Consider the following 25,742-nt stretch of genomic DNA (forward strand, 5'->3'; position numbering starts at 1 on the left):
GAAAGGGTCGGGCGGCGAAGGCGGCCCGTGGTGGTCAACTCTGTTTTGACAACGCGGATGTGCGCCGCTGGTCACGCTGTGGGGGCGTATGGGCATATGCGTACGCCCCCTTGGGGGTGTCTCCCGCCTGCGCACCGCCCGTTTCCCGTCGCCATAGACTTGTACGTCGATCCACCCCGCCCGTCCCACCCGTCCCGTCCGAGAGGTTCCGCTCGCCCATGAAGCTTGTCTTCGCCGGTACTCCTGAGGTTGCCGTTCCCGCTCTGGACGCGTTGATCGAGTCGGGGCGGCATGAGGTGGCCGCTGTGGTGACGCGGCCCGACGCGCCGGCCGGCCGGGGACGGAGGCTCGTGGCCTCGCCGGTCGCCGAGCGGGCGGAGGAGGCGGGCATCGAGGTGTTGAAGCCGGCCAAGCCGCGGGATCCGGAGTTCCTGGAGCGCCTGCGCGAGATCGCGCCCGACTGCTGTCCCGTCGTCGCCTACGGCGCCCTGCTGCCGAGGGTCGCCCTCGACGTGCCCGCCCACGGCTGGGTCAACCTGCACTTCTCGCTGCTGCCCGCCTGGCGCGGTGCCGCGCCCGTGCAGCACGCCGTGATGGCGGGGGACGAGATCACGGGAGCCTCCACCTTCCTCATCGAGGAGGGCCTCGACTCCGGGCCCGTGTACGGCACGCTGACCGAGACGGTCCGGCCCACCGACACCAGCGGTGACCTGCTGACCCGGCTCGCCTTCGCCGGTGCCGGGCTGCTCGCGGCAACCATGGACGGGATCGAGGACGGCACGCTGAAGGCCGTACCGCAGCCGGCCGAGGGCATCACCCTCGCTCCGAAGATCACCGTCGAGGACGCCCACGTCGACTGGGCCGCCCCCGCCCTGCGCGTCGACCGGGTGGTGCGCGGGTGCACGCCCGCTCCGGGCGCCTGGACCGTCTTCCGGGGCGAGCGGCTCAAGCTCATCCAGGTCAAGCCGGTTCCGGAGCGCGACGACCTCGCACCCGGCACGCTCGCCGTCGGCAAGAACAGCGTCCACGTCGGCACCGGCTCGTACGCCGTCGAGCTGCTGTGGGTGCAGGCGCAGGGCAAGAAGCCCATGCGGGCGGCGGACTGGGCGCGCGGGGTCAGGATCGCGGACGGCGAGCGGCTCGGGGTCTGACCGCCTCGCACGTCTGACCGCCTCGCACCTCTCACCACCTCGCACAGGGGCCCGCGGTGCGACGTACGCTGGGTGCACATCTCATCCAGCAATCCGGAGCACCTTTTTCGTGAGCGACACCTCCCGTCGACCCCGTAAGCCCTACCGTCGGCCCCAGAAGGACCCCGTCCGCATGCTCGCCTTCGAGGCGCTGCGCGCCGTGGACGAGCGGGACGCGTACGCCAATCTCGTGCTGCCGCCGCTGCTGCGCAAGGCGCGGGAGAAGGAGGGCCCCGAGAAGTTCGACGGGCGGGACGCGGCCCTCGCCACCGAGTTGGTGTACGGGACGCTGCGGTGGCAGGGGACGTACGACGCCGTCATCGCCGCCTGTGTCGACCGGCCGCTGAAGGACGTCGATCCGCCGGTGCTGGACGTGCTGAGCCTGGGTGTGCACCAGCTGCTCGGAACGCGGATCCCGACGCACGCCGCCGTGTCCGCGTCCGTCGAGCTGGCCCGGGTCGTACTGGGCGACGGGCGGGCCAAGTTCGTCAACGCCGTGCTGCGGAAGGTCGCGCAGCACGATCTCGACGGCTGGCTGGAGCTCGTCGCGCCCTCCTACGAGGACGATCCCGAGGACCATCTCGCCGTCGTCCACTCGCATCCGCGCTGGGTCGTCTCCGCTCTCTGGGACTCGCTGGGCGGCGGGCGGGCCGGGATCGAGGATCTGCTGGAGGCCGACAACGAGCGGCCCGAGGTGACCCTCGTCGCCCGGCCCGGGCGGGCCACGACCGAGGAACTGCTCCGGGAGGAGGCCGCCGTACCGGGCCGCTGGTCACCGTACGCCGTGCGGCTCACCGAGGGCGGTGAGCCCGGCGCGATCGAGGCCGTGCGGGACGGGCGGGCCGGCGTGCAGGACGAGGGCAGTCAGCTCGTCGCGCTGGCACTGGCCGACGCGCCCCTGGAGGGGCCGGACCGGAAGTGGCTCGACGGGTGCGCCGGACCCGGCGGCAAGGCGGCGCTGCTCGCCGCGCTCGCCGCCGAGCGCGGGGCCGTGCTGCTCGCCTCCGAGAAGCAGCCGCACCGGGCCGGGCTCGTCGCCAAGGCGCTCGACGGCAACCCCGGGCCGTACCAGGTGATCGCCGCCGACGGGACCCGTCCGCCGTGGCGGCCCGGCAGCTTCGACCGCGTCCTGATGGACGTGCCCTGCACCGGCCTCGGCGCCCTGCGGCGACGCCCCGAGGCGCGGTGGCGCCGCCGGCCGGAGGACCTCGAGGGGTTCGGGCCGCTGCAGCGCGGTCTGTTGCGGACGGCGCTGGAGTCCGTGCGGGTCGGTGGCGTCGTCGGATACGCCACCTGCTCGCCCCACCTGGCCGAGACCCGCGCCGTCGTCACCGACGTCCTCAAGCAGTTCCCGCACACCGAACTCGTCGACGCCCGCCCGCTGCTGCCGGACGTCCCGGCGCTCGGGGAGGGGCCCGACGTACAGCTGTGGCCGCATCTGCACGGGACGGACGCGATGTACCTGGCGCTCATTCGCAGGACCGGCTGATTCCGTCCTCCTGCACGACGGGGTCATCGCGATTCCCCTCCCGACATCATGCGGGGTCCGCTCAGTGGTCTGCCTTGGGGGACGGGCCGTACCGATTGGCACCTGGAACGCTGTCCACGGCCATGCCCACGAGGTAGAGGACGGGGCCTACGACCGGGATCAAGGCGATGAGCATCCTCCAGCCGGTCCTGCCTGTGTCGTGCAACCGGCGGACGGAGACGGACAGCATGGGCACGATGAACAGCACCAGGAGGACGCTCAGCAGAGGGACCTCCGCTGCCCAGCTGATCCACCCGATCATGGCAGTGGCCATCACGTACAGCACTGAGTACCACCAGTACTCCGACCGCCGGGCGCGACCGGAAAATGTGGCGTACTGCGTGGTGAGACACATGCGGGACGCCTCAACGAACGACATTTCTCGGCATCGTGGTTCCTTCGAATCGAACGGGGCGGGATACAAGCCGGACGGCGAGAGCTGTCACGCGGACAGCGGGAAGACGGCGATGTCCGCGCGCGTCATGGCGGCACGCACCGCGAGCGCGGCGACGACGCGGAGGACCGGCGCCCGGATGAGCGTGCCGCGGCGCGATACGCCGCGGCACGCTCGTGCTCCGAGACCCGAGCGGCCGAGCGCCGGTGGAGGTCAGAGGCTGAACACGAGCTCGGCCTGGTCGCGGCGGGTGGTGTGCAGCTCCCAGTAGCCCGGGGATATCTCCTCGGGCTGGGCGGTCGGGAATCCGGGGACTGCCGGCGTGCCGATGGACACGTTGATGGCGACATGCGCCGCCTGGACGCCGGTGCCGTCAAGCTCCTTGTGCAGATTGATCACCCAGTTGCGCAGGGCCGCGGCGGCGGCGTTGACGTTGGCGACCTGCGGCACGGGGTCGACGGAGCCTGCACCGGTGGTGAACAGCAGGGTGCCCGCGCCGGCCTCCCGCATGGCGGGCAGCACCGCGCGGGTGGCGGCGATCGCTCCGTAGAGCTGGAACTCCATCTCGTGCTGCACGTCGGCCGGCTCGGTCGCGGCCGGGGTGGTCATGACGGTCTGGGCGCCGGCGACCGGGGAGTACTCCAGGACGTCGATGCCGCCGAAGCGCGCGGCCGCGTCCTTGAGCGCCTGGGTGAGCGCGGCGCGGTCGAGGACGTCGGCGGGGAACGCCGCGGCGGTGATGCCCTCGGCGGCCAGCTCACCGGCCAGACCTTCGAGCTTGGTCCGGTTGCGGGCGATCAGCGCGACGTCGTAACCGTGAGTGCCGTACGTGCGTGCGATTGCGAGACCGAGCTGGGGGCCGGCGCCGACGATGGCGATGGTGGGCATGGGGGAGCCTTTCGTGGACGTAGAGGTGGAAAGGTCTATCCGTTTCTTTTCCGGAAAGCCCTATCCGGTTCGTGGTCGACTGTAACACGGGAATCGGATAGGGTACTCCGGTTTGTTAGTCTGATCGGCATGAACCCCCGAGATCAGCATGCCGACGGCGGCGGCACCACCGACTCCGCAGTCCCGCCCAAGCGCAGCGACGCGGAGCGCAACCGGGGACGGATCATCGCCGCCGCGCGCACGGTCTTCGGGCGCGACGGACTGAACGCGTCGATGGCCTCGGTCGCACGGGAGGCCGGGGTGGGGATCGCCACCCTCTTCCGGCACTTCCCCGGCAAGGAGGACCTGGTCGTCGCGGTCTTCACCGACCGCATGGAGGCGTACGCGCAGGCCACCGCCGAGGCCCTGGCCGACCCGGACCCGTGGAACGGCTTCACCGGCTACATCCAGGACGTCTGCGCGATGCAGGCCGCCGACCGCGGCTTCGCCGACATCCTGACCATGAGCTTTCCCGGCGCCCAGGCCCTGGAGGCCCGGCGCGCCGAGGCGTACCAGGGGTTCCTCGAAGTCATCGGCCGCGCCAAGGACAGCGGGCAGCTGCGCGAGGACTTCACCAGCCGGGATCTCGTGCTGCTGCTGATGGCCAACGCCGGAGTCCTCAGCGCCACCGGCGACGCCGCCCCGGACGCCTGGCGCCGCCTGGTGGCATGGATGATCCAGTCCTTCCGGGCCCCGGCCCGCGGCCCACTGCCGGACCCGCCGGAGGACGCGGCGCTGTACGAGGCCATGCGCCGCGCGAGTCAGGGCGTCACCTCCCCCGAGACCGGGAAGCGGCGCTGAGCCAACGGCTTCTGCCTACCGCTTTCGCTGCATGGGGGCGGCGTGTGTCGCGTGTGGTCGGCGCAGTTCGATGCGACGGTGAACGCCGCATGTGCGCGTCCCTCGAATGAGACTGCAGCACAAGCCCAGGTCGTGGCATCGGAAAGGGACATTCCGATTGCGGGCCCACATCCTCGCAGGTTCTTCTACATGGCTGACCAGTCCCGGCGGGCGCCTGCGCTGAGGGCGTGGCGGTAGGCCCGTTCGTCGGCGTCCTCGAACACGGTGAACACCACGCGGTCGAACCGTCCGGGATGTGCCGCGATCCAGTCCGCGACGGTGCGCAGCGCGACCGGTGCGGCCTCCTCCTTGGGGTAGCCGAAGACGCCGGTGCTGACGGCGCAGAAGGCGAGGGTGCGGATGGTCTCCACCTGCGCGGCGAGGTCCAGGCACGCCCGGTAGGAGGAGGCGAGCGCCTGCGCGTCCTGCGCGTGCGGACGGCCCTGGACGACAGGGCCGACGGTGTGCAGGACGTACCGGGCCGGCAGGTGGTAGCCCCGGGTGATCTTGGCCGTACCGGTGGGTTCCGGGGTTCCCTGCGCCGTGGTGATCGTGTGGCAGTCGTCGCGCAGGTGGGGGCCGGCGGCGTTGTGGATGGCGTTGTCGATACAGAGGTGCAGAGGCTGGAAGCAGCCGAGCAGTCGGCTGTTGGCGGCGTTGACCACGGCGTCCGCGGTCAGCGTGGTGATGTCTCCCCGCCACAGCACGACCTCGGCCGCCGCTGGGAAGGTCGTGCCGCGCAACTTTTCTTCGATCGGGGGCAGTTCAAGCACCGAGACGGCGGGCCGCAGATGCCGCTCCGCGCCGAGGAGCGCGTCCAGCTCCCGGTCCGCTCCTTCCGGCAGCGGACCGGGATCACGGACGGTCAGCAGAGCACGCAGCGCCCTGCGGGCCGTTGCCGCGCCGGTTTCGGCACCGGCATCGGCGAGGCTCCTCAGTGAGTCGGAGCGCAGACCGAGCCGGGATACGGCCGGGTCGGTGCTGAGCAGGTGCAGTGCCGAGCGTACGTGGGCGTCCAGCCGGGCGGCTGTGGCTGGGGCCGCCGTCGGGCGGAAGGGCTCGTCGAGGGCGACGGCCGACCGGTAAGCGGTCAGGGGCAGTGCGGAGAGCTGTGTCTCCGTCCCGGCGACGGCGACGGCGTCGGACTCGGCGCGGATCGGGATCATCAAAGGCTCCGGTGGGGCGGGTGAACGAGGTGTGCCGATGGCCCGGCATCCGCACGTCGGCGCGTACGGGGCCGGGCCATCGGTGCCGGGTGCAGTGTGACGCCCTCGCTCGTGCCCGTGGTGGGGTCGGCTCCGGCGGCGTACGGGCGGTCAGAACAGGCCGTTGCCGTGCGGCAGTTCGGCCGGGACGGGTGCCACGACGTCCCAGTGCTCGACGATCTTGCCGTCCGCGACACGGAAGAGGTCGTAGTAGGCCACGGGGACGCCGAACTCGCCCTCGGACTGCGTCAGGACGAACTCGCCCTCGGCGATGACCTTGTGGACCTTCTTGTAGGCGAGGTTCCTGCCCTGCTCGGCCCACTTGGCAGCGGCTGCCCCGAAGCCGTCGAGGCCGTCGGCGGCATCGGTGTTGTGCTGGTGGTAGGTCTCGGTGGAGATGTAGTCGGTGAGCACCGAGTAGTCGGCGCCGACGAGGACCTTTTCGGCGAACTCGGCGACCAGGGCACGGTTGGCGTCGGTCTTGTCGGTCTCGGTGACCTCGGCGGGGCCGTCGGTCTGGGAGCGGCCGGAGAGGGTGTCCTCGACCTGCGGGGTGAGGGCGTCCCAGTGCTCGGCCAGCTTGCCGTCGGCGTCGACTCGGAAGATGTCGAAGCCGACGAGGGGGTCCGGGCCGAAGCCGTAGTAGGTGCCGTGCAGGGCGACCAGGTCGCCGTCGGCGATCGCTCGGGCGCCTTCGTAGCGGAAGTCCTCACCCAGGCCGGCGACGAGTCCGCGGAGGGCCTCGGGGCCGTCGGCGGCGAGCGCGCTGTGCTGCTTGTACTCCGCGGCCACCCAGCGGTCCACCGCGGAGGGGTCCTTGTCGCCGAACAGCTCGGCGGCGGCCTGAAGGACGGTGTTCTTCGCGTTGCTCATGCGTCTTCCTTGTGTGTGGATGTGTCGGAGGCCTGCCGCGGCAAGGTGGGTACGCCGCTGCTCGCCACGACGTGAGTGGTTCCTACGGTGCGCGGATGACGTCGGCGAGGGGCGTTGCGGGGCGGCCGGTGAGGCGGGGAACGGCGTCGCTGACCCCGTCGAGTTCGCCGGACGCGATGGCCGTGTAGGTGGACACCCAGGCGTCCAGCTGCCACGGCGGGGCGCCGTAGGAGGCGCGGGAGGCGTAGGCCTCCTCGACCGTCTCCTGCTGGTAGGTGACGGGGCGTCCGAGCTGCTCGGACAGGATGACGGCCGCTTCGTCCAGGGTGAGGGACTCGGGGCCGGTCAGGTCGTAGGCCACGCCCGCGTGGTCGTCCGGCCGGGACAGCACCGCGGCGGCGGCGTCGGCGATGTCGTCCTGGCCGACGAACGCGGCGCGTCCCCGCCCGGCCGGGCCGCGGATGACGCCGTCCTCGCCGACGAGGTCGGGGACGAGCTCCGCGTAGATGTTGTCCCGGAGGAAGGTGTACGCCAGGCCGCTCGCGCGGATGTGCTGCTCGGTGTGGAAGTGGTCGCGTGCCAGGGTGAAGGTGGCGTCGGGTGCGGCGCCGTAGAAGGAGACGTACACCAGGTGCCGGACACCCGCCTCCACGACGGCGTCCACGAACGTCTTGTGCTGAGGTAGCCGGTCGGCGCTCTCGGAGGCGGAGACCATGAGGACGGTGTGGGTGCCGGCCAGGGCCTCCCGTACGGAGTGCTGGTCCGCGTAGTCGGCTGGTACGGCCACCGCGCCGGTAAGCCGTGGAGTGCGTTCCGGGCTGCGGGCCAGGAGTTTCTGCGGGACACCCCGCTCGGCCAGCCGCCGGGCGACGCGCCCGCCGAGCCGGCCGGTGGAGCCGGTGACGGCGATCATGGGGACGGACGCCTCGGATACCTCGGGCATGACGTGACTCTCTTCCTGTGGTGACTTGGCTTCCTGTGGGGGTGGAGGCGTGCTGCCGCTGGATGTCAGGGATCGAGCCCGTCGAGGAGCCGGTCCGCTCCGAGGGGAAGGGACAGAGCTCGTTCGCCGAGGTCCGCGGGGACGTCGGGATGGCCGGGATTGATCCGGACGAGGCGGGCCCGAGGGGTCTGGCGCACCAGGTTCTCCACGGGCCGGCGGATCACGCCGGGGGTGTTGAAACCGGCGCCGATTTCCACCACGAGCAAGGCGCTGTCCGTGGGCGCGTCGTCGAGCCACTGCACCAGCCGCCGCCCCGCGGGCCGATAGGAGTCGTCGACGAACTCCGGACCGACACGGACGTTGGGGAAGACGTCGGCGCCGCAGCGGGGGCAGCGCGGCAGGGCCTGGGGATCGGTCACCCGTCCCGTGTCGCGGTCGTACGCGGCGAGGATGGTGTCGAGGAACGGTCTGCTGGACCAGGTCTCCCGCGTGCACGGGACCGTGCACTGGAGGCGGCCGTAGTCTCCCTGCGGGGTGAAGACCCGGTCCGCCTGGAAGCCGTTGCGGGCGAAGAGGGCGTCGACGTTGGACGTCATCACCCAGTGGTCGCGGTCGCCGACCAGCTCCCTCAGCCTGCGGTAGAGGGGATTGGGCTCGGGGTCGTAGCGGATGTCGTCGATGTGGACGGCCCAGTAGCCCCACATCATGTCCTTCGGCAGGGGCACGCCGAGCAGGTAGCGCGAACGCAGGCCGAGCCGGTACAGCGCCGGCAGCAGTTCCCGGAAGCGTTCGGTGTCGCCGTAGTCGTAGCCGGCGGCCGCGCTCAGGCCCGCCCCGGCCGCGATCAGGACCCGGTCCGCCTCTTGCACCCAGGCACGGACGGTCTCGGCTGCCGGTGCGGGAGGGGCGGGAGCGTTGTTCGCTGTCCAGGCCGCAGCATTGTTCACGGTGCTCATGACGCACGGGTCCCTTCCGGTGCCACGGACACCTGTTTCATGTACGCGTCGAAGCCCGCGGTCACTTCCTCGACTCGCGCGTGACGGACGCGGCGTGGGCGGCAGCCGCGGCACGTGTCGTCGCCGCGTGCCGTCCTTTCCGATTTCCGCCAGGGAGATGTTCCGTTTCCGCGGCGGCACGTCCAACGTAGGAGGAGCGCGGGGAGGAAGCCGGATAAACTTCCGACTGATGATGGCCAAAAATCGACACCATCCCCCGCGTGACATCCCGGCGATCCCGTTCGCCGCGCCCGCGGGCACTCCCGCCGGTGTCGAGGTCATGTCGCTGGCGGAGCTACGGCGGCGCGTCTCCGAGCAGGCCCTCGCCCGGCCCCACCGCCCCGACTTCCATCATCTGCTCACGCTCACCGCGGGCGACCTCCGGCATGTCGTCGACTTCGACGGCTACGCCCTTCGGCCGGGCTCCTGGCTGTGGGTGCGCCCGGGGCAGGTGCACCAGTGGGGCGACCTCACCAAGGCCGAGGGGACTCTGATCCTCTTCCAGCAGGACGTGCTGGACTCGGCCACGGCGACGGCCGCCCATGTCGACGACCCGCACGCACCGGTCGTCACCACCCCCGTCGCCGCCGACGCCGAGGCGGTGAGCATGGCCGCGGAACACCTGAGCCGTGAGTTCCAGGCGCTCGGTCACCTGCCCCTCGAAGTGCACATCGCGGCCCTGCGCCACCTCCTCGCCGTCCTTCTGCTGCGACTGGCCCATCTCACCGTCCCGGCCGGCAACTCCGCGCCCGAGCCGGACGAGATCTACCTGCGGTTCCGTGACGCGGTCGAACGGCACTTCACCGCCACCCGGCGAGTGGAGGACTACGCCCGCATGCTCGGCTATTCGGGGCGCACCCTCGCCCGGGCGACGCTGGCCAACGCCGGGCTCAGCGCGAAGGCCTTCATCGACCGCCGGGTCGTGCTGGAGGCGAAGCGTCAGCTGGCGCACGGCGACGAGACCGCGGCGCAGATCTCGGACCACCTCGGCTTCGTCACGGCCTCGCAGTTCAGCAAGTACTTCATGCAACGCACGGGTCGTTCCCCGATCGACTTCCGCAAGGGGATCCGGGGACTGTCGACGAGCGAGCCGCAGTCTGACGGCCTGGCGGAATCCGGTGAATCTTTGGCGTTGCGGCACCTTTGACCGGCGGCGCTCGTCTGGAAACCTTCCCTGAGCGCAAGCCGACGCTCACCGTAGGAGACGACACGTGACGACGGAGCAGTCCCCGGACGTCCTGGCCCCGCACCGGCTGACCAGGGTGCTCGCCGACCGGGTGGCGGCGGGCAGCCGTCCCGGGGCACGGGCGGACGGACACCGCGTCGTGCTGGCCATCGAGGGCGGGGGGATGCGCGGCACCGTGTCGGCCGGGATGGCGCTCGCCCTGTACGAGAAGGGGCTGCTGGACGCCTTCGACGCGGTGTACGGAGCCTCGGCGGGGGCCATCTCGGCGGCCTGGCTGGTCAGTTCACGGCCGCAGGGACTGCGCGGCTGGGCCGACCCACGCTTCGCCAGTGTCCTGATCCGCAAACGCAACCTGCTGCGCGGGCGCCCCATGGTGGACATCGAGACGCTGATCGAAGACGTCTACATCCGCCAGTTCCCCCTCGACTACGCCTCGGTGCTGGCCTCCCCGATCGAGATGCATCCGCTGGCCACGGATCTGCAGACCGGCGAACCGGTCGATCTGCGCGACGCGTTGACGGACGAGGCGGCGCTGCGGATGGCGCTTCGTGCGAGCGCCGCGCTGCCCCTGCTCGCGGGCAGGCCGGTCACGGTCGGCGGGCGCCGCTTCTACGACGCCGGCCTGGCCGAGTCGATCCCCTTCCGCCAGGCGCTCCGGGACGGCGCGACCCATGTCCTCGTCCTGCGCAGCAGGCCTCTCGGCCCGGACACGGTCGCCCCGGTCGTGCCGTCGCGGGGGTCGCGGCTCGTCGCCGCGCTCGCCTTCCGGCGGCACACCGATGAACTGCGTGCGGCGTTCCTGAGCCGGGCCGCGCGACTCGCCGACGACGACCGGACGCTGGCCGCCTACGACGCCGACGCCGGCGCGGTGCCCACCGACCCCGCCGTGCTGTCCGTCCGCCCGGACGCCGCGGCTCCCCTCGTCAGCCGCCTGGAGACGGACGGCGCCGTGCTCCAGGAGGCGCTGCGCACGGGGTACCGAGCCGTCGAGACCCGGTTCGCCGACCTGGTCTGACGGGTGGGGGGCGCCTACGAGTGCCGGCCCACCCGTTCCTCCGCCAGGGCACCCGTGCTCGTGCCGCCGTCCTCCCGGGCCAGCCTGTGGGGCCACCACACCTTCGGGCCGACGTCCAGGAAGAGCGACGTGACCAGGACCGACCGTACGACCAAGGTGTCCAGGAGGACACCCAGCGCGACCGCGAATCCGATCTCCGCGAAGGCGACCATGGGGAGCGTGCCGAGGGCGGCGAAGGTGCCCGCCAGGACCAGGCCGGCGGAGGTGATGACCGCGCCGGTGGCCGCCAGGCCCGTCACCACGCCGGGGCGGGTGCCCTGACGGCCCGCTTCCTCGCGGATACGGGTGGTGAGGAAGATGTTGTAGTCGATGCCCAGGGCCACGAGGAAGACGAAGACGAACAGCGGGAAGTCCGTCGACTCGCCCGCGTAGTCGAACACGTACCGGAACGCCAGCGCGCTGAGCCCCAGGGCCGCCGCGAAGGAGAGGATCACCGTCCCGACCAGCAGCAGCGGGGCGATCACGGCGCGCAGGAGGGCGCCCAGGATCAGCAGGACGACCGCCAGGACCAGCGGGATGATCAGGATGTTGTCGTGCGTGGTCGCCTTGTCCATGTCCAGCAGGGCGGCCGTGCCGCCACCCACCTGCGCGTCGGCGTCCGGCACCGCGTGCACGGCGTCGCGGACCCGCTCGACGGTCTGTTTCGCGGCCTCGCTGTCCGACGGGGCGGTCATCGTGGCCTCGAACAGCACCTTGCCCTCGTTGAACGGTTTCGTGCCCGGCGGCAGGCCGAGCGAGGTCGGCACGACGCCGGGAGTCCCGGCGACCGCGCGGCCCACCTGTTGGGCCCGGGCCTGGTTGGAGACGATGACCAGCGGATCACCACTGCCCGCCGGGAAGTACCGCGCGGACACCTCCTGACCGGTGATCGAGTCCGGTTTCCCGGTGAAGGCGTCCGCGTTGCCGATGCCCTCGGCGCGCAGCTGGATCAGGCCGAGTGAGCAGACCGCCAGCACCAGTGCCGTCACGGCCCACGTCATGCGCGGGCGCCGCGCGATACGGCGGCCCATGCGGGCCCAGACGCCGCGCTCGGTGGGATCGGATGTGCCGAGGTGCGGGATCACCGGCCAGAAGATCCAGCGGCCGAAGACGACCAGCAGGGCCGGGAACAGCGTCATCATCGCCAGCAGGGCGACGGCCACGCCGATCGCCGCGACCGGGCCGAGGCCCCGCGTGGAGTTCATCTCGGCGGCGAGCAGCACCAGCATGCTCAGCACGACCGTGGCACCCGAGGCGAGGACCGCCGGGCCCGCCCGGTGCAGGGCCAGCGCCATCGCCTCGTGCCGGTCCTCGTGACGGCGCAGCTCCTCCCGGTAACGGGCCACCAGCAAAAGCGCGTAGTCCGTGCCCGCGCCGAAGACGAGCACCGTGAGGATGCCGGCGCTCTGGCCGTTGACGGTCAGGCCCGCGTTCCGGGCCAGGAAGTAGATCAGTGCCTGCGCGGTGAACAGGGCGGCGACCACGGAGAGCAGCGGGACCAGCAGCAGGGTCGGACTGCGGTAGGTGATCAGCAGCATGACGATGACGACCGTCATCGCCGAGACCAGCAGCGTCGAGTCGATACCCTCGAACGCCTTGGCGAAGTCCGCGGACGTGCCGCCGGGGCCCGCGATGTGCACGGCCAGACCACCATGGCTGTCGCCCGTGACGTCCCGGATCGAGTCGACCGCGGGCCGGATCCGCTCCCAGCCCTTCTCGTCCATCGTGATCGGTACGAGGATTTCCGCCGCCCGGGGATCGGTCGGCCGGTCGAAGACGGGCCCACGGGTCTCCGCGCCCCGGATGCCGTGGTCGCGCAGCTGCCTCAGCTGTGCCGCGTCCGCGGCGATCTGCGCGCGGTCCTGCGCGGTGAGCCCACTGTCCCGGGCATACACCACGACCGCGGGGATCTGCTCCGGGCGGAAGTCCTTCGACAGCTCCAGGACCTGGGTGGACTCGGCGGACCCCGGCAGCCACGAGGCCGCGTCGTTGTCCTGCGCGTCGGTGAGCTTCGTGGCGAACGGCGCCGTCAGGAACAGCACCACCACCCACAACCCCAGCACCAGCCACTTGGCCCGCCGCCCACAGACGAGATGCGCGACTCCTGGCTTCCCGGTCATGAGCACCCCCGCGCGACCCGCAGCCGAAGTGAGCCGTCGGCTTCGGGGGCCCCACCGCCCAAGCACAGCACAGCGCATACGCTTGGGGCATGGCCGCGCAGATCAACCCCAGCATTCTGTCCGCCGACTTCGCCCGCCTCGCGGACGAGGCCAAGGCGGTCGAAGGAGCCGACTGGCTCCACGTCGACGTCATGGACAACCATTTCGTCCCGAACCTCACGCTCGGTGTGCCGGTCGTAGAGTCACTGGCCCGTGCGACGGACACTCCGCTGGACTGCCATCTGATGATCGAGGCCCCCGATCGCTGGGCCCCGCAGTACGTCGAGGCAGGTGCCTCGTCCGTCACCTTCCATGTCGAGGCGGCTGCCGCGCCGGTGCGACTCGCCCGGGAGATCCGCGCGAAGGGCGCCCGTGCCTCCATGGCGCTCAAGCCCGCGACGCCCATCGAGCCGTACGAGGACCTGCTGCCCGAACTCGACATGCTGCTGATCATGACGGTCGAGCCGGGCTTCGGCGGCCAGGCCTTTCTCGACATCATGCTTCCGAAGATCCGCCGGACCCGCGAGTTGATCAGCAAGCACGGGCTCGAACTGTGGCTCCAGGTCGACGGCGGCGTCTCGGCCTCCACCATCGAGCGCTGCGCCGACGCGGGCGCGGACGTGTTCGTCGCCGGATCCGCGGTCTACGGGGCGTCCGACCCGGCCGAAGCGGTACGTGCACTACGCAGCCAGGCCGAGACGGCCACGTCCAAGGCGTCATGGGCATGCGCACACTAGGTGTTACTGGGCAGACCCCAGGCCAAAGGAATGTGAACGGCGCCCATCCGGGCTGATCAAGTACGCCGGATCTGCGAGGATGAACGGCGAATCCAGAGTGTGAACAGCAGTGAGGAGATCGCCGTGTCGGGTATGTCGGCGGGCCGGTCAGCCATGCGGATGGGACCCGCTGAGCTGGTGCAGGCGGCGGCCATGGCCCGCCGCTTCTACCTCGAGGGCAAGTCCAAGATCCAGATCGCCGAGGAGTTCGGCGTCAGCCGCTTCAAGGTGGCCCGGGTTCTGGAGACGGCCCTCGAACGGGATCTCGTGCGTATCGAGATCCGCGTCCCGGCCGAGCTGGACGCGGAGCGCTCCGACGCGCTGCGCGCCCGCTACGGCCTCAGGCACGCCGTCGTGGTCGAGTCCCCGGCCGATGTCGAGGAGTCTCCCGACCCCGAGAACCTGGGTGAGGTGGCCGCCGACCTGCTCGGCGAACTCGTCACCGAGGGCGATGTGCTCGGGCTGGCCTGGGGCCGGTCCACGATCCACATGGCCGCCGCCCTCGACCGCCTGCCGCCGTGCACGGTGGTGCAGTTGACGGGGGTGTACGACGCCGGGACCGCCGAGCGCGGCTCCGTCGAGGCCGTGCGCCGCGCCGCGCAGGTGTCGGGCGGCGACGCCCACCCCATCTACGCGCCGATGCTGCTGCCGGACGCGGCCACCGCGGCCGCGCTGCGCCACCAGACCGGGATCGCCCGGGCCTTCGAGTACTTCGACAAGGTCACGGTCGCCTGCGTCTCCATCGGCTCCTGGGAGCCCGGCATCTCGACGGTGCACGACATGCTCAGCGACGAGGAGCGGGCGCACTACGCCTCGCTCGGTGTCGCCGCCGAGATGTCCGCGCACCTCTTCGACGCCGAGGGCCGCCGGGTGGGACGGGACCTGGGCGAGCGGTGCATCACGGTCAAGGCCGACCAGCTCCGCCGTATCCCCGAGGTCGTCGCGATCGCGGGCGGGCAGCGCAAGGCGGCCGCGATCGACGCGGTACTGCGCTCCGGGCTCGTCACCAGCCTCGTGACGGACACGTCGGCCGCGGACTACCTGATGACGGCGGGCCGGCCGGCGCCGAAGTCCGCGCTCAACCGGTCGGACCCGGACGGAGCCTGACGGAGTGTCACGAGGGGGCGGTCACGGCCGCCCCCTCGTCCGTCCGCGGTACGGGCCGTGCCAGGGCGCCCCTCCGCGTCGAGGCCCTCTTGGAGGTTCCTCCCAGAGGGCCTCTGACCTGCTTGGACGATGCGACCGGGGACCGCGTACCGGGCGACATGGGACAATGAAGTACGTGCTCTTCCCCCTGGCTGACCTGTCCGGGGGTCACCTCTGATCGACTGGGATGTGCAGCACGTGCGTTTCCTCAACGACATCCAGCCCGCGTACGACCTGACGTACGACGACGTCTTCATGGTGCCGAGCCGCAGCGCGGTCGGTTCGCGGCAGGGTGTGGACCTCACCTCCCCGGACGGCACGGGCACCACGATCCCGCTGGTCGTCGCCAACATGACCGCCATCGCCGGCCGCCGCATGGCCGAGACGGTGGCCCGGCGCGGCGGCCTCGTCGTCATCCCGCAGGACATCCCGAACGACGTCGTCACCGACGTGGTCTCCTGGGTGAAGAGCCGCCACCTCGTCCTCGACACCCCCATCGTGCTGGCCCCGCACCAGACCGTCGCCGACGCGCTGGCCCTGCTGCCCAAGCGCGCGCACAACGCGGGTGTCGTCGTGGACGAGAACAAGCGGCCCGTCGGTGTCGTCACCGACCAGGACCTCAGCGGCGTCGACCGCTTCACCCAGCTCGAAGTGGTCATGTCCAAGGACCTGCTGCTCCTCGACGCCGACATCGACCCGCGTGAGGCGTTCAACCGGCTCGATCACGCCAACCGCCGCTACGCCCCCGCCGTGGACAAGGAAGGCCGCCTCGCGGGCATCCTCACCCGCAGGGGCGCCCTGCGCGCCACGCTGTACACGCCGGCCACCGACGCCGACGGCAGGCTGCGGGTCGCCGCCGCCGTCGGCGTCAACGGCGACTTCGCGGCCAAGGCCGAGGAACTGCTCGCCGCGGGGGTCGACACGCTCGTCATCGACACCGCCCACGGCCACCAGGAGTCGATGATCAGCGCCATCAAGCTGGTGCGCGACCTCGATCCCCGGGTGCCGATCGTCGCGGGCAACATCGTCTCCGCCGAGGGCGTGAAGGACCTGGTCGAGGCCGGTGCCGACATCGTCAAGGTCGGCGTCGGACCGGGTGCGATGTGCACGACCCGCATGATGACCGGTGTCGGCCGGCCACAGTTCTCCGCCGTGCTGGAGTGCGCGGCCGAGGCACGGAAGTACGGCAAGCACGTGTGGGCCGACGGCGGTGTCCGCCACCCCCGCGACGTGGCGATGGCGCTCGCCGCCGGTGCGTCCAACGTGATGATCGGGTCCTGGTTCGCGGGCACCTACGAGTCTCCGGGCGACCTCCAGCAGGACGCGAACGGGCGGCTCTACAAGGAGTCCTTCGGCATGGCGTCCGCGCGCGCGGTGCGCAACCGCACGTCCGAGGAGTCGGCGTACGATCGCGCCCGCAAGGCACTGTTCGAGGAGGGCATCTCCACGTCCCGCATGTTCCTCGACCCGGCCCGCCCCGGCGTCGAGGACCTGATCGACTCGATCATCGCGGGCGTCCGCTCCTCCTGCACCTACGCCGGCGCCGCCTCCCTGGAGGAGTTCGCCGAGAAGGCCATCGTCGGCATCCAGAGCGCGGCGGGCTACGCGGAGGGCAAGCCGCTGCACGCCAGCTGGACCTGAGCCCGACTCCGTCGCCCGCGGCCCCCGTCGAAAACCGGGGGCCGTTCGCGAGCCGGGCGTCTACGGTCGGCGCATGGACATCGCCGTCTGCCGTGCGGAGGACCTCGCCGTACTGGAGCGCTTCATGCCGTCGTCCAGCGTCGACGGCCATCACGCCGCCCGCCTCGCGCGCCAGCAGGCGGGGAAGAGCACCTACCTGATCCCCTGGCTCGACGGAAGACCCGTCGGGCACGCCGAGGTCCGGTGGACCGGCTGCGAGGCGCCCGAGGTGCGGCTGGCACAGCCCGGCTGCCCGGAGATCAACGGTCTCCTCGTGTGGCCCGAGTCGCTCCGCTCACGGGGTGTCGGCACCGCGCTGGTGCGCGCCGCCGAGCGCCTGGCACGGGAGCGCGGTGTCTCAGCCATGGGGCTCGGTGTGGGCGACGACAACCGGCGGGCGGCCGCCCTGTACGCACGGCTCGGCTATCGGCCCACGGTGACGTACGTGGACCGCTGGGCGTACCGGGACGCCGACGGCGTACGGCACGAGTGCGCCGACGCCTGCACCTTCCTGGTCAAAGAGCTGAGCCGCGCTGCGCCGACGTAACGTTCGAAAGCCCTTGCGCAACGAATGAACGCCCGCCTCCGATGAACGCAACGATCTTGCGGAGGCGTGCAAGCTTGCTGCATTACGACGGCAACGCCCCGGCCCATAGGGTCATGCGCTGTACGTGGCGTGGCGGGGACCCCGCTCGGTGGGTCCCTGCTGGCGGGGGTGCCGTCGGGCCCCGTCGCCCCAAGAGGCAGCGACGAAGGAGTCAGCGCGTGCTCGACCAAGGCGCACCCCCGAAGGACCACAACCGGACAGCGCCCCCGACCCCGGGCCTGGGCGCGCGCCTGATGCGTCGCAAGCCCGTGGAACACCTGGTCGCGGAGGGTGGCCAGGGTGAGGGAGGGTCCCTGCGGCGCTCCCTGGGGCTGTGGCAGCTCACCATGATCAGCATCGGTGCCACCCTCGGCACGGGCATCTTCGTCGTCCTCGGCGAGGCCGTCCCGAAGGCCGGTCCGGCCGTCACGCTCTCCTTCGTGATCGCCGGCCTCACCGCCCTCTTCTCCGCCCTCTCCTACGCCGAACTGGCCGGCACCATCCCCGTCGCCGGTTCGTCCTACTCGTATGCGTACGCAACGATGGGCGAGCTGATCGCCTGGATCTGCGGCTGGTGTCTGGTCCTGGAGTACGGCGTGTCGGTGGCCGCCGTCGCCGTCGGCTGGGGCGAGTACCTCAACGAACTGCTCGACGGGACCTTCGGCGTCACCCTCCCCGCCGCCCTGTCGGCCCCGCCCGGCGACGGCGGCGTCTTCAACCTGCCCGCGCTGATCGTCGTCCTGCTCGCGATGGCGTTCCTGCTGGGCGGCGCCCGTGAGTCCGCCCGCGCCAACACGATCATGGTGGTCGTGAAGATCGCCGCGCTGGTGCTGTTCTGCGCCATCGGCGTCCAGGGCTTCCGCTCCGGCAACTACGACCACTTCATGCCGCTCGGCATGGGCGGCGTGAGCGCCGCGGCGGCCACCCTCTTCTTCTCCTACATCGGCTTCGACGCCGCCTCGACGGCCGGTGAGGAGGCGAAGAACGCACAGCGCGACCTGCCGCGCGCGATCATGCTCTCCCTGGTCATCGTGACCGCGCTGTACGTCCTCGTCGCGGCCGTCGCCGTCGGCGCCAAGCCCTGGAAGGGGTTCTCCGACTCCGAGGCAGCGCTCGCCCAGATCATGCGCGAGGTCACCGGGCAGACCTTCTGGGGCACCCTGCTGGCGTTCTGCGCCGTCGTCGCCATCGCGAGCGTCGTCCTGACCGTGCTCTACGGCCAGACCCGCGTTCTGTTCGCGATGTCCCGGGACGGGCTCGTGCCCAAGGTGTTCGCCAAGGTCCACCCGAAGTCGGGCGCGCCCCGCGCCAACACCCTGATCGTCTCCCTGTTCTGCGGTGTCCTGGCCGCGGCGATCCCGCTCGGCCAGCTCGCCGACGCCACCAGCATCGGCACCCTGTTCGCCTTCGCGCTGGTCAACGTGGCCGTCGTGGTGCTGCGCCGGACCCGCCCGGACATGGACCGCACCTTCCGGGTCCCGCTGTCGCCGGTGCTGCCCGCGCTGGGCTTCGCGTTCTGCGTCTGGATGATGGGCAGCCTGTCGGCCGTCACCTGGGTCGTCTTCGGAGTCTGGATGGCCGTCGGGCTCGTGTTCTACTTCCTGTACGGCCACCGCCGTTCCCGTCTTGCCACACCTGAAGCGAAGTGAACCACCCGCAGTGCTGAACGATCTCGACGAACGCATCGTGCACGCCCTCGCCGAGGACGCCCGCCGCTCCTACGCGGACATCGGGCAGCTCGTCGGCCTGTCCGCCCCCGCCGTGAAGCGGCGCGTGGACAGGCTGCGCGCCACCGGAGCCATCACCGGATTCACCGTACGGGTCGATCCGGCGGCCCTCGGCTGGGAGACGGAGGGCTTCGTCGAGATCTACTGCCGGCGCAACACCTCGCCGGAGACCATCCAGCGGGGCCTGGAGCGCTACCAGGAGGTCGTGGCCGCGTCCACCGTCACGGGTGACGCGGACGCGGTCGCCCAGGTCTTCGCCTCGGACATGCGGCACTTCGAGCGGGTCCTGGAGCGGATCGCGGGGGAGCCGTTCGTGGAGCGGACCAGGTCCGTGCTGGTGCTGTCGCCCCTGCTGCGCAGGTTCTCCTCGGGCTCGCCCACGTAAGAGGCCTGTCCCCCGTAAAAGCGCTGGTCGCTCGCCGAGCGCGGGTCTACCCTCGGGCTCATGACCTGGCGACATTGATCCTCGACCCGCTCCGCGGGCGTCCCACGGCTGACCGGGACGCTGTACACGTACGCCTTCCTCGACGACTTCGTCCTGCTCTACCCGGTGTACGCGCTGCTCTTCAGCGACACCGGCCTGTCGGTCTGGCAGATCTCCTCCCTCTTCGCCCTGTGGTCGGTCACGGGCATGCTGCTGGAGATCCCCTCGGGTGCCTGGGCCGACGCCGTCTCGCGTCGGCTGCTGCTGTGGCTGGGGCCGCTCCTGACCGCCGTCGGCTTCGCGCTGTGGGTGCTCATCCCGTCGTACGGCGCCTTCGCCCTCGGCTTCGTCCTGTGGGGCGCCCGGGGAGCGCTCGGCTCCGGCGCGCTGGAGGCGCTGATCTACGAGGAACTGGAGCGGCTCGGCGCGGCCGACCGCTACACACGCGCCATGGGCCGGGCCGCCGCGGCCGGTCAGCTGGGCGTGATGGCGGCGACGGCACTCGCCGGGCCGGTCCTCGCGGTGGGCGGCTACCGGGCCGTGGGAGCGGCGAGCGTCCTGGCCTGCCTGCTCACCGCGCTGACCGCGACCCGGTTCCCCGAGCACCGCTCCGCCCCGGCGGCCCAGGCGGACGCCGGCGACACCTGGACGGCGACGCTGCGCGGCGGGCTCGTCGAAGCCCGACGCGACCGGGCCGTGCGGGGAGCCCTGCTGCTCGTGCCCGCCGTCACCGCTGTGTGGGGAGCCCTCGACGAGTACACGCCGTTGCTGGTCCGGGACACCGGCGTCCCGGACGGGACGGTCCCGTACCTCCTCGTGCTGATCTGGGTGGGAGCGACGACCGGGAGCCTGCTCGCCGGCACCGCCGAACGCCTCGGCCGAGGCGGTCTCGCCCTGGTGCTCACGGGTTCCGCGCTCGCCCTCGCCGCCGGAGCGGCGATACGGACACCGGCCGGCATCGGCCTCGTGGCCCTCGCGTTCGCCGGCTTCCAGCTGGCGACCGTACTGGCCGACGCCCGGCTCCAGCAGCGCATCGAGGGCGACGGCCGGGCCACGCTGACCTCCGTCGCGGGCCTGGGCACCGAGCTGACCACGGTCGCGGTGTACGGCGGCTACGGAGCACTCGTCTCGACGGGCACCCCGCACGGCACCGCGTTCGCACTGTTCGCGGTGCCGTACGGGGTCACGGCGCTGGCGGTCGTCGCCGGAGGCCGAACGCGTCTCAGGCGCTGAACGCTCCGCCGGAGCCGAAGGCCAGCGCGGCGAAGCGTTCGCCGATGCGGCGGTGCGTGGCCGCGTCCGGGTGGAGCTGGTCGGGCAGCGGCAGCTCCGCGAAGTCCGCCTCGCCGTAGAGGTCGCGGCCGTCGAGGTGATGGAGGTTCGGGTCGTCCACCGCGCGCTGCTTCACGACGCGGGCGAGTTCGTCCCGGATGACGTTGAGCGTCAGCTTCCCGCCGGCCCGCTCCGCGGGATCCCCCAGGGCCACGAACCGGAAGGCACCCTCGCCGAGGTTGCTGAAGTCCGGGGCCGCGGGGCCGGGTGTGTCCTCGTGGATGGCGCAGTAGATCGGCGAGACGACCAGCAGCGGAGTGGTGGGATGCCCCTCGCGGATGGTGTCGAGGAAGCCGTGCACCGCCGGGGTGAAGGCCCGCAGGCGCATCACGTCGAGGTTGACCAGGTTGATGCCGATCTTGACGCTGATCAGGTCGGCGGGGGCGTCCCGGATGGCGCGGGCGGTGAACGGGTCGAGCAGGGCACTGCCGCCGAAGCCGAGATTGGTCAGCTCCACCCCGCCGAGCGAGGCGGCCAGCGCCGGCCAGGTCGTGGTGGGGCTCGCCGCGTTCGAGCCGTGACTGATCGAACTGCCGTGGTGCAGCCACACCCGGCGGCCGTCCGCCGGGGCGGGCTCGACGGGGGCGTCGGTGCGCAGGGCGACGAGCTCGGTCGCCTCGTTGTACGGCAGCCAGATCTCGACGTCCTTCTCGCCGTCCGGCAGACCGGTGAAACGGACGGTGCCGACCGGGCCGGGCCGGGTTTCCGCGGACCCGTCCGTCATGTCCACCAGGCGGACGTTGCCGCCGGTCGTGCTCGCCTGGGCGGTGAGACGGCCGTCGACGAGCAGGTCGTACACGCCGTCCGGGCGGGGCGGGGCGCCCTCGTAAGCCAGTTTGGTGCGGAGCGTGTCCAGTTCGACCGCGGTCGCCCGGGTGCGGAACGCCAGCCGTACGCCCGAGGGCTGGGACTCCGCCCCGGCCAACTGCCCGTCGAAGTACTGGGCGCGCGCCCAGGCGGGCAGCCGGTGCGGCAGCACGCCGTGCTCGGTGCGCTCCAGGTCGAGGGCGCCGCGCAGCAGGTCTGCGGTGAGGGGGGTGGTGATCCAGTCCTGAGCGTTCATGATCCCAGCCTGTCAACCGAATACGGGGTCCGCACGGGGTTTTCCGGCCCGGCCACGGGTGGTGCGCGGCCCACGGAGCCGCACGCAACGAATCGCCGCTGAGGCGCCTCGCGACGCAATGATCCGCTCACCGGCGCGCAACGGCTCCTTCTTGTCCGCCCGAGTCCGCCGCCCGTACCGTCTACATGGCCCCCACAACCACCCTTCCGCCCCGGTGAGGACACGCATGCGCACCGCCCTGCTCCAGAGCTCCGGCCGTCCCGGCTCGGTCGTCGGGAACCTCAGGGTCCTCGACGAGGCCGCCGGCCGCGCCGCCGCCGCGGGAGCCGGGCTGGTCGTCGCGCCGGAGATGTTCCTCACCGGGTACGCGATCGGCGACGACATCGCCCGCCTCGCCGAGCCCGCCGACGGCGACTCCGCGGACGCGATCGCCGAGATCGCCTCCCGGCACGGGCTGGCGATCGCGTACGGGTACCCGGAGCGCTCCTCCGACGTGGTCTACAACTCCGCCCAGCTCATGTCCTCCGACGGAACCCGGCTCGCCAACTACCGCAAGACCCACCTCTTCGGCTGCTTCGAGCAGGACCACTTCGTCCCGGGCGACCAGCCGGTCGTCCAGGCCGAACTGGGCGGCCTCACCGTCGGCCTGATGATCTGCTACGACGTCGAGTTCCCGGAGAACGTCCGCGCCCACGCCCTCGCCGACACGGACCTCCTGGTGGTGCCGACGGCGCAGATGCACCCCTTCCAGTTCGTCGCCGAGTCGGTGATCCCGGTGCGCGCCTTCGAGAACCAGATGTACGTCGCCTACGTCAACCGGGTCGGCGCGGAAGGGGAGTTCGAGTTCGTCGGGCTCTCCACGCTGGCCGGCCCCGACGGAGTCGCCCGCGCCCGCGCCGGTCGCGGCGAGGAACTGGTGTTCGCCGACGCCGACCCCGCCTTCCTGGCGGCCTCGCGCGAGGCGAACCCATATCTGAAGGACCGCCGCCCCGGCCTCTACGGGGCCCTGGTCTGACCCGCCGAGCCTCTCCCCGAACCTCCCCCTGAGTTCTCTTCGCGCAAGGAGTCCGTACCCCATGACGTCCACGGTGCCCAACGCCGTCGAGCACGCAGACGAGCAGCAGCCGCCGATCACCATGTTCGGCCCGGACTTCCCCTACGCGTACGACGACTTCCTCGCCCACCCGGCGGGCCTCGGCCAGATACCGGCCACCGAGCACGGCACCGAGGTCGCGGTCATCGGCGGCGGCCTGTCCGGCATCGTGGCCGCCTACGAGCTGATGAAGATGGGCCTCAAGCCCGTCGTCTACGAGGCCGACCGGATCGGCGGCCGGCTGCGCACCGTCGGCTTCGACGGCTGCGACCCGTCGCTGACCGCCGAGATGGGCGCGATGCGCTTCCCGCCGTCCTCCACGGCGCTCCAGCACTACATCGACCTGGTGGGTCTGGAGACCCGCCCGTTCCCCAACCCCCTCGCGGAGGGGACCCCTTCGACGGTCGTCGACCTCAAGGGCGAGTCGCACTACGCCGAGACGATCGACGACCTCCCGCAGGTCTACCGCGACGTCGCCGAGGCCTGGAACCGGTGCCTCGAAGAGGGCGCCGACTTCTCCGACATGAACCGCGCCCTGCGCGAACGGGACGTGCCGCGCATCCGCGAGATCTGGTCCCGGCTCGTCGAGAAGCTCGACAACCAGACCTTCTACGGCTTCCTCTGCGACTCCGAGGCCTTCAAGTCCTTCCGGCACCGCGAGATCTTCGGCCAGGTCGGCTTCGGCACGGGCGGCTGGGACACCGACTTCCCCAACTCCATCCTGGAGATCCTCCGGGTCGTCTACACCGAGGCGGACGACCACCACCGCGGCATCGTCGGCGGCTCCCAGCAGCTCCCGCTGCGCCTGTGGGAGCGCGAGCCGGAGAAGATCGTGCACTGGGCCCAGGGCACCTCGCTGGCGAGTCTGCACGAGGGCGGCGAGCCGCGCCCCGCGGTGACCCGGCTGCACCGCACCACCGGCAACCGGATCACGGTGACGGACGCGAACGGCGACATCCGCACCTACCAGGCGGCGATCTTCACCGCCCAGTCCTGGATGCTGCTGTCGAAGATCGCCTGTGACGACTCGCTCTTCCCGATCGACCACTGGACGGCGATCGAGCGCACCCACTACATGGAGAGCTCCAAGCTGTTCGTGCCGGTCGACCGCCCCTTCTGGCTGGACAAGGACGAGGACACGGGCCGGGACGTCATGTCGATGACGCTGACCGACCGGATGACGCGCGGCACCTACCTCCTCGACGACGGCCCCGACAAGCCCGCCGTCATCTGCCTCTCCTACACCTGGTGCGACGACAGCCTGAAGTGGCTGCCGCTGTCCGCGAACGAGCGGATGGAGGTCATGCTGAAGTCACTCGGGGAGATCTATCCGAAGGTCGACATCAGGAAGCACATCATCGGCAACCCGGTGACGGTCTCCTGGGAGAACGAGCCCTACTTCATGGGCGCGTTCAAGGCCAACCTGCCCGGCCACTACCGCTACCAGCGGCGCCTGTTCACCCACTTCATGCAGGACCGCCTGCCCGAGGACAAGCGGGGCATCTTCCTCGCCGGCGACGACATCTCCTGGACGGCGGGCTGGGCCGAGGGCGCGATCCAGACCGCGCTGAACGCGGTCTGGGGCGTCATGCACCACCTCGGCGGCACGACCGACTCGACCAACCCGGGCCCGGGCGACGTGTACGACGAGATCGCACCGGTCGAACTGCCGGAGGACTGACCCGGGGATCAGATCCCGGCCGCGCGCGCCTTCTCGAAGACCTCGGCGGCGACGTCCTTGAGCTCCTGGGCGTCGCGGGTGGTGCCCTGGAGATCGATCAGGATCTCCTCGAGGCCGACCTCGGCGTGTGCGGCCAGGTCCTCGACGATCTGGTCGACGCCGCCCTGGAAGGGCTGACGGTCGGAGCCGTCGTAACCCCCGGCCAGATAGTGCGGGTTCGCGCGCAGGACCGTCTGGATCGGCTCCGTGCGTCCGCGCTCGGCGGCGAGTTCCTGGAGCTGCTTCCACTGCTTGGCGAGCGCTTCGGCGCCCATGCCCACCGGCATCCAGCCGTCGGCGCTGTCGACCAGCCGACGCTGGGCCTTCGGCGAACTCGCCGCCAGCAGGATCGGGATCGGCCGGGCGGGCTTCGGTCCGACGACGGCCGACGCGATCTTCGTGAGGTGCCCGTCGTACGACACCGGGTCCGGGCCCCAGACGGCGCGGCACACCTCGATCAGCTCGTCCAGCACCTGGCCGCGCTCCTCGAAGGGCCGTACCGAGGCGGCCGCGTACTCGTCGAGCGACCAGCCGGTGCCGAAGCCTGCGATCACCCGGCCGCCGCTCGCCGCGTCCAGGGTCGCGAGGGCCTTGGCGAGCTGGAACGGCACATGCAGTGGGGCGACCAGCACGCTCGTGCCCAGTCGGGCCCGCTCGGTGGCCGCGGCGGCGAGCGTGAGGGTGACCAGGGGCTCGGCCACACCGCGGTAGGCGTCCGGCCAGGGCAGGCCCTCGATGCCGTACAGGCCCTGGGTGGCGGGCTCCGGGAACAAGGCGCGCTCGTACACCCAGAGGCTCTCGTAGCCGATCCGCTCGGCGGCGCGCGCCACGTCGGGCACGTCGCGTCCGAGGTCGTACTGCTTGTTCTGAGGGAGGCCGAGTCCCAGCCTGGTCGCCATGC

23 protein-coding genes are annotated in these 25,742 nt (G+C 71.4%); 14 read left to right on the forward strand and 9 right to left on the reverse strand.

Features of this window, described 5'->3' with window-relative positions:
• The first annotated feature begins 218 nt into the window (after positions 1–218).
• Positions 219–1,151 carry a methionyl-tRNA formyltransferase gene (gene fmt, locus ACGFNV_RS26785; protein WP_393625521.1) on the forward strand — a complete coding sequence of 311 codons (933 nt, stop codon included), beginning with the start codon at positions 219–221 and terminating at the stop codon, positions 1,149–1,151.
• A 109-nt stretch (positions 1,152–1,260) separates the two neighbouring features.
• A complete protein-coding gene (locus ACGFNV_RS26790) occupies positions 1,261–2,679 on the forward strand; it encodes an RsmB/NOP family class I SAM-dependent RNA methyltransferase (RefSeq protein ID WP_393625522.1) in 1,419 nt (472 codons plus the stop codon).
• A gap of 61 nt (positions 2,680–2,740) precedes the next feature.
• Here ACGFNV_RS26790 and ACGFNV_RS26795 read toward each other — a convergent pair whose 3' ends face one another.
• Positions 2,741–3,097: a DUF805 domain-containing protein gene (locus ACGFNV_RS26795; protein WP_393625523.1), complete on the reverse strand. Its 357-nt coding sequence runs from the start codon at positions 3,095–3,097 to the stop codon at positions 2,741–2,743.
• A gap of 228 nt (positions 3,098–3,325) precedes the next feature.
• Positions 3,326–4,000, reverse strand: a complete 675-nt coding sequence (locus ACGFNV_RS26800) for an SDR family NAD(P)-dependent oxidoreductase (protein ID WP_393625524.1) — start codon at positions 3,998–4,000, stop codon at positions 3,326–3,328.
• Between the two features lie 129 nt (positions 4,001–4,129).
• Between ACGFNV_RS26800 and ACGFNV_RS26805 the strand changes: the two genes are divergently transcribed.
• The gene (locus tag ACGFNV_RS26805; protein WP_393625525.1) at positions 4,130–4,840 is read left to right on the forward strand and encodes a TetR/AcrR family transcriptional regulator; all 711 of its coding nucleotides are present in this window, start codon (positions 4,130–4,132) and stop codon (positions 4,838–4,840) included.
• A gap of 185 nt (positions 4,841–5,025) precedes the next feature.
• Here ACGFNV_RS26805 and ACGFNV_RS26810 read toward each other — a convergent pair whose 3' ends face one another.
• From ACGFNV_RS26810 to ACGFNV_RS26825, 4 genes are all read right to left on the reverse strand, one after another.
• A complete protein-coding gene (locus ACGFNV_RS26810; protein ID WP_393625526.1) occupies positions 5,026–6,045 on the reverse strand; it encodes a protein-ADP-ribose hydrolase in 1,020 nt (339 codons plus the stop codon).
• A 150-nt stretch (positions 6,046–6,195) separates the two neighbouring features.
• Entirely contained in the window at positions 6,196–6,957 is a 762-nt protein-coding gene (locus tag ACGFNV_RS26815) for a nuclear transport factor 2 family protein (RefSeq protein WP_393625527.1), read from the reverse strand.
• A gap of 82 nt (positions 6,958–7,039) precedes the next feature.
• On the reverse strand, positions 7,040–7,900 hold the full coding sequence (locus ACGFNV_RS26820; protein WP_393625528.1) for an SDR family oxidoreductase: 861 nt from the start codon (positions 7,898–7,900) through the stop codon (positions 7,040–7,042).
• 65 nt (positions 7,901–7,965) lie between these two features.
• A complete protein-coding gene (locus tag ACGFNV_RS26825) occupies positions 7,966–8,856 on the reverse strand; it encodes an NAD-dependent protein deacetylase of SIR2 family (RefSeq protein WP_393625529.1) in 891 nt (296 codons plus the stop codon).
• 229 nt (positions 8,857–9,085) lie between these two features.
• Here ACGFNV_RS26825 and ACGFNV_RS26830 point away from each other — a divergent pair, with 229 nt between their 5' ends.
• Together ACGFNV_RS26830 and ACGFNV_RS26835 are read left to right on the forward strand one after the other, a co-directional pair.
• Positions 9,086–10,042, forward strand: a complete 957-nt coding sequence (locus tag ACGFNV_RS26830) for a helix-turn-helix domain-containing protein (protein ID WP_393625530.1) — start codon at positions 9,086–9,088, stop codon at positions 10,040–10,042.
• A 64-nt stretch (positions 10,043–10,106) separates the two neighbouring features.
• The gene (locus tag ACGFNV_RS26835; RefSeq protein WP_393625531.1) at positions 10,107–11,096 is read left to right on the forward strand and encodes a patatin family protein; all 990 of its coding nucleotides are present in this window, start codon (positions 10,107–10,109) and stop codon (positions 11,094–11,096) included.
• Positions 11,097–11,110: 14 nt separating this feature from the next.
• On the opposite strand, the gene ACGFNV_RS26840 is transcribed toward ACGFNV_RS26835, so the two are convergent.
• Positions 11,111–13,255: an MMPL family transporter gene (locus ACGFNV_RS26840; protein WP_393625532.1), complete on the reverse strand. Its 2,145-nt coding sequence runs from the start codon at positions 13,253–13,255 to the stop codon at positions 11,111–11,113.
• Positions 13,256–13,344: 89 nt separating this feature from the next.
• On the opposite strand from ACGFNV_RS26840, the gene rpe reads away from it, so the two are divergent.
• The 7 genes from rpe to ACGFNV_RS26875 all read left to right on the forward strand — a co-directional run bounded on the left by rpe (position 13,345) and on the right by ACGFNV_RS26875 (position 20,866).
• Positions 13,345–14,031, forward strand: coding sequence for a ribulose-phosphate 3-epimerase (rpe, locus tag ACGFNV_RS26845; protein ID WP_393625533.1), 687 nt, complete (start codon positions 13,345–13,347; stop codon positions 14,029–14,031).
• 99 nt (positions 14,032–14,130) lie between these two features.
• Complete coding sequence (locus tag ACGFNV_RS26850) at positions 14,131–15,177, forward strand: sugar-binding domain-containing protein (RefSeq protein ID WP_133929533.1); 1,047 nt, start codon at positions 14,131–14,133, stop codon at positions 15,175–15,177.
• A 237-nt stretch (positions 15,178–15,414) separates the two neighbouring features.
• Positions 15,415–16,857, forward strand: a complete 1,443-nt coding sequence (locus ACGFNV_RS26855; protein ID WP_393625677.1) for a GuaB1 family IMP dehydrogenase-related protein — start codon at positions 15,415–15,417, stop codon at positions 16,855–16,857.
• Positions 16,858–16,930: 73 nt separating this feature from the next.
• Entirely contained in the window at positions 16,931–17,443 is a 513-nt protein-coding gene (locus ACGFNV_RS26860) for a GNAT family N-acetyltransferase (RefSeq protein ID WP_393625534.1), read from the forward strand.
• Positions 17,444–17,661: 218 nt separating this feature from the next.
• Positions 17,662–19,131, forward strand: coding sequence for an amino acid permease (locus ACGFNV_RS26865; protein WP_393625535.1), 1,470 nt, complete (start codon positions 17,662–17,664; stop codon positions 19,129–19,131).
• A gap of 10 nt (positions 19,132–19,141) precedes the next feature.
• Positions 19,142–19,594, forward strand: coding sequence for an Lrp/AsnC family transcriptional regulator (locus tag ACGFNV_RS26870; protein WP_133929537.1), 453 nt, complete (start codon positions 19,142–19,144; stop codon positions 19,592–19,594).
• Positions 19,595–19,702: 108 nt separating this feature from the next.
• Complete coding sequence (locus ACGFNV_RS26875; protein WP_393625680.1) at positions 19,703–20,866, forward strand: MFS transporter; 1,164 nt, start codon at positions 19,703–19,705, stop codon at positions 20,864–20,866.
• Here ACGFNV_RS26875 and ACGFNV_RS26880 read toward each other — a convergent pair.
• Positions 20,856–22,028, reverse strand: a complete 1,173-nt coding sequence (locus ACGFNV_RS26880) for a GDSL-type esterase/lipase family protein (RefSeq protein WP_393625536.1) — start codon at positions 22,026–22,028, stop codon at positions 20,856–20,858. The genes ACGFNV_RS26875 and ACGFNV_RS26880 overlap by 11 nt on opposite strands.
• A 226-nt stretch (positions 22,029–22,254) precedes the next feature.
• On the opposite strand from ACGFNV_RS26880, the gene ACGFNV_RS26885 reads away from it, so the two are divergent.
• The gene (locus tag ACGFNV_RS26885) at positions 22,255–23,043 is read left to right on the forward strand and encodes a carbon-nitrogen hydrolase family protein (protein WP_393625538.1); all 789 of its coding nucleotides are present in this window, start codon (positions 22,255–22,257) and stop codon (positions 23,041–23,043) included.
• A gap of 61 nt (positions 23,044–23,104) precedes the next feature.
• On the forward strand, positions 23,105–24,802 hold the full coding sequence (locus ACGFNV_RS26890) for a flavin monoamine oxidase family protein (RefSeq protein ID WP_393625539.1): 1,698 nt from the start codon (positions 23,105–23,107) through the stop codon (positions 24,800–24,802).
• 8 nt (positions 24,803–24,810) lie between these two features.
• Here the strand turns inward: ACGFNV_RS26890 and ACGFNV_RS26895 are convergent, their stop codons facing one another.
• Entirely contained in the window at positions 24,811–25,740 is a 930-nt protein-coding gene (locus tag ACGFNV_RS26895) for an LLM class F420-dependent oxidoreductase (protein WP_393625541.1), read from the reverse strand.
• Positions 25,741–25,742 lie beyond the last annotated feature (2 nt).

Origin of the sequence: Streptomyces sp. NPDC048751, from assembly GCF_043198595.1 — a bacterium.
GTDB lineage: Bacteria > Actinomycetota > Actinomycetes > Streptomycetales > Streptomycetaceae > Streptomyces.